The sequence below is a fragment of the Xenorhabdus sp. NBAII XenSa04 genome, assembly GCF_963866145.1.
GTDB classification, from domain to species: domain Bacteria; phylum Pseudomonadota; class Gammaproteobacteria; order Enterobacterales; family Enterobacteriaceae; genus Xenorhabdus; species Xenorhabdus indica.
The window spans coordinates 1-4,685 of record NZ_CAWMEB010000075.1 but is presented as its reverse complement, the minus strand read 5'-3'; the positions used below and the strand labels follow the sequence as shown (position 1 = coordinate 4,685).

Here is a 4,685-nt window from a genome sequence, read left to right as displayed (position 1 = left end):
CTGAAGTGAGTGACCACCCAGTGTAAAGAAATTGTCATAGATCCCGACTTGACTGACATTCAATAAACTCTTCCATAACTGACTGAGCTTAATTTCTATTTCATTTCTTGGTGCCACATAGTTTTGTCGGCGTAAATCATCTTCATTTGGGATAGGTAGCGCTTTTTTATCGACTTTATTATTTAAAGTGAGTGGCATTCGTTCCAGAGGAATATAAAGACCAGGAACCATATATTCTGGTAGTTGCTGCTTCAGTGCAGATTCGAGTAATTCTGAAAGTTCACCGCTAATAGCCGAAATTTGCGGATAGTTAGCCAAATGGTTTTGATTGTAGCTGGTACGTGCCTGTACTGGGGGCAATACTGCGCGGCTGAAAATCACATCCAGTAAATCAGGTTGCTGTTGTGACCATGTTACGCCACACTGATAACCACACTGTTCAGCATATTGCAGTAAGGATTCGAATTCCTGAACCTGTTTTAATGCCTGTGGGGAGAAACTGCCGGCATTTTCTGGTGGTGTTACCATCTGATTGGCTGACCAGTGACGTAACCCTTCTGCTAAAGCAAGATCATCTTTAACTTTGGCATTAGAAATGCCCGAAACACCAAATGTATCCTCTGTGCCCTTTTGTAACAAATTACGCAGACTTTCAAAAGAGTCGAAATTGTGCCAACTTAGCGGTATTTCATGACAAGATTCAGTATTTTCGTCTCTTTTATGTAGTATGACATCATAACGATAACGCAGCATTTCATTATCACCGATGCCACGTTTAACCAGAATGTCAACCCGGCCTATTTCAGGGTAACGCGTCGGTAATTGAGCAAAATAAGTTGGGCTGAGTAAAAATTCGGGTTCCTGTTGTAAACGGCGCTGAATACGATTCGCCAGCACTCCGACCTGAATACGCTGCCCGTTAAGATGACTTTGCTCTATTGCTGTAGCATGAGCAGTTAGTAGATCTAAATTGCGAATATCACCCAACAGAATTTTTCCGCCTGCGGTCACAGCAGGCATGAGTTGTTCAAGCACTTTCTCCAGATACTGAACATTGGGGAAATATTGGACAACAGAGTTAATTACGACAGTATCAAATTCGCCAACATGTAATGTGCCTAAGTTGAGCGCATCTCCTCTTCTTAATTGCACATGTGACCAGCCACGTTGTTGCAGAATATGTTGGTGCCGGTTCAGAACCTCAGCCGAAATATCAGTCGCCACCACTGACTCACACTGTTCAGCATAGCGATACAACAATAATCCGCTACCACAACCAATTTCCAGTAAACGGTGAGGATGCAGGGCATTAATCCGGTGCATGATCCCCGCTAACCACTCTTCCATCTGTTCAAGAGTAATCGGCTGTTTAGTGTAACTGTTCATCCAGCCACTGAAATCACTGTCAGATTCGACTGAATCACGGATACTGTCTTGCCGGGTATTATTCGTTATCGGTTGACGGTACTGCTCATCAAAAATTTCTGTCCAGTTCTCAACGCTTCCCGCGTTAAATTCAGTGGCTTTTTCACCTAACCATCCCGGACTTGGGCAGACATACGCGATGAGCTTTTTATCTTCATCTTGACCATAAGCGATAACAACAGCACTACTTAAAGCCTCGTGCCCGGACAAAACTGTTTCGATTTCACCCAATTCTATGCGGTGACTACGGATCTTAACCTGAGAGTCAACGCGGCCGATAAATTCCAACTGACCATCAGGTGTCCAGCGCACTAAATCGCCAGTTCGATACAGCCTGTTTTCCCGGCTATCCGTTGCGTGTGAACTGAATGGATCGCGAATAAAGTGTCTTGCCGTGATTTCCGGTGAGTTTCGGTAACCGCGTGCTAACTGAACACCACCGATATACAGTTCCCCGACAACGCCCATCGGAGCCAAGTTACCTTCTGGATCAAGAATACGCATCACAACGTTAGGCAAAGGTTTTCCAATTGTGATCTTCTCGTCAGTTAATAAAGCCGTGGTAACAATGGATGTACATTCTGTCGGGCCATATACATTAAACAGTTTTCTATTCTGTGACCAACGAACAGCGATCTGTGGTGGTACGGTTTCACCCGCTAAAAGCAACGTTGAGACAGAATGCCATTTGTTAAAATTCAGATGAGGAAGCAGTGCTGGGGGTAGTACAGCATGGGTTATCTGATGTTTTTCAACGATTTCATCCAACAATTCAGGGGAACGCTGTTGTGTTTCTGAAATTAAATACAGTGTTGCACCATAGGCTAATGTCATGGACATCTCTAAGATCATGGCGTCAAAACTCCAGGAGGCAAACTGCAATCCCCGGCTATATGAATCAACACCAAATAATCCTGCTTGCGAAAATGCCAGATTAACCCACCCTTTATGTTCCAGCATCACCCCTTTCGGTTTGCCAGTAGAGCCGGAAGTATAAATCACATAAGCCAGATGATTTTCCGTTAGCGGGAATGGACGCTCAGTAATATTACTTGTGGGCATGTATTGCAGTTGTGACTGTATAACCGCCGTATCCAAACAGATGACTTTCTGCTGGCTGATTGGGAGTTTTTCAACAAGGTGAGTTTCGGTCAGGATAAACCCCACTTCACTGTGGTCCAACATATATTGGAGACGGGCTTTCGGATAACTGGGATCTAACGGTAAATAAGCCCCGCCTGCTTTAAGAATACCCAACAACGCCACAACAGCCTGTAATGATCGTGGTATACAAAGTGCAATCAATGTATCCGGTTTGATCCCCTGCTCAAGCAGATAATGCGCTAATTGGTTGGCTTGTTGATTTAATGACTGATAGTTCAATGACTGACAATTCAGGGAATCATCCCCAAAGATCAGGGCATTTTTTTCAGAGTGTTGTAAGACCTGATCTTCGAAAAGTTCATGGAAACATTTCCCGGTCTGGTAAGAAACTTGTGGCCCACTCCATTCATGCAGTAAGGTGTTCCGCTCAACATCTGCTAATAATGGAATGTCATGGACGGATGGCTCGCTAGTGCCAACATGATGTTTCATCACATCAACAATGTTGGTCAGCAAAACTTCGTAATTGGCGATTAATCTGTTAATAGTAGCACTTCTGAACAGGCTGGTATCCGAGATCCACCCAATAGATAACTCACCTTCGTCTTCTTCGTATATATGGACTTCCAAATCAAATCGGGTCGTCAGAAGTGAACGTTCTTTAGATGTAACAACACTATCCTGCTCCAGAATTGTATCCCGTTGATTATTCTGTACTGCAAACATGATCTGGAAAATAGGATTATAATTTAAATTCCGTTCTGGACTGATTTTCTCTACCAACATCTCAAAAGGCAGGTCTTGATGTGCATAAGCATCGAGAATGGTACGACTGTTTTGTTTTAATAATTCACTAAAAGTAGGCTGGCCGGATAAGTCAGTTCTAATCACCAGTGAATTGACGAAAAATCCAATCAAAGCCTCAGTGTCACGATGTCTTCGCCCTGCAAGGGGCATTCCAACCAGAATATCTTTTTCGCTACTGTAACGGCTCAACAACACAGCAAAAGCTGTTTCCAGAAACATAAATAACGTCACTTTATGTTTGGCACACAGTGCGCGTATTTCTTGGGTCAGAGTCTTCGGAATACGTTGTGGATGGACATCCCCTTCAAAATTCTGTTTTTCTGGACGTGGATTATCCAGTGGAAAACGGTGAAGTGGTGAAATACCTGATAACTGGTTCTGCCAATAATCCAGTTGTTTTTCCAGAATATCACCTTGTAACCAATCCCGTTGCCATTGGGCATAATCGGTATATTGAACTTTTAATGGTGACAGAGGATCATCCTCGCCCTGGCAATAGGCACGGTATAATGTGAGCAGTTCACTGATGAATATTGCCAGCGACCAGCCATCACAGGCGATATGATGGATCGTATAGAGAATGAAATAATCATCCTCTGCTAATTTTAGCAACCGAATACGCAGCATCAGGTCAGTACTGAGGTTAACGACTTGTTTCCACTCTTGTTCACCAAGTTGTTTAACCTGTTGCTCCTTCTCAGATTCTGGCAACGAAGACAAATCATGTATTGTAATTGGTAAATCATAAGAAGTAGCAATAACCTGCCGGGGTTCATTATCAATCATTTTGAAATAAGTACGCAGTGATTCATGGCGTTCAAGCAATGTTGCTATAGCAGTCTCAAAGGCGTTGAAATTGAGCGGCTCTCTCAACCTGAAATCACCTGTGCAGTTATATTGAGGGCTGCCTTCGGTTAGTTGATCAATCAGCCATAAACGCTGTTGGGCAAATGACAGTGGATAATGCTCTGCACGTTTATAACGTGGAATATCCTGTAGCCGATGTATATTCACGTCTTCTTCTGATTCAAGATGTATCAGAAAATCAATTAACTCTTGTTTATGTTGTTTCCATTCATTAAACAGTTCCGGTGGAATACTGTCGCGGCTAGTTTCATATTTCAGTTTGTTATCAATAACAAACAGAGTAATCCCTTGATTTAAAGCCTCACTGATGATCTGCGCTGCATCTTTCATATATCACCTTCCAATAGTTCTTGTGTTGTTTCTTGCTCAGCCTGAAAATGTTTTCTTTTTTCTTTGATAAAATGAATAGCGACAACTTGCGATAATTGCTCAAGTGTCGGATGTTCAAAAACACTTCTCAAAGGCACCTCTACTTTTAAGTC

The 4,685-nt window shown here is 42.8% G+C and carries 1 protein-coding gene; it reads right to left on the bottom strand.

Annotation, left to right across the window (positions count from 1 at the left end; translation table 11 throughout):
- On the bottom strand, positions 1–4,533 hold a 4,533-nt coding region (locus AAC147_RS03820), incomplete at its 3' end, for an amino acid adenylation domain-containing protein (protein ID WP_047685691.1).
- Positions 4,534–4,685: the final 152 nt, after the last annotated feature.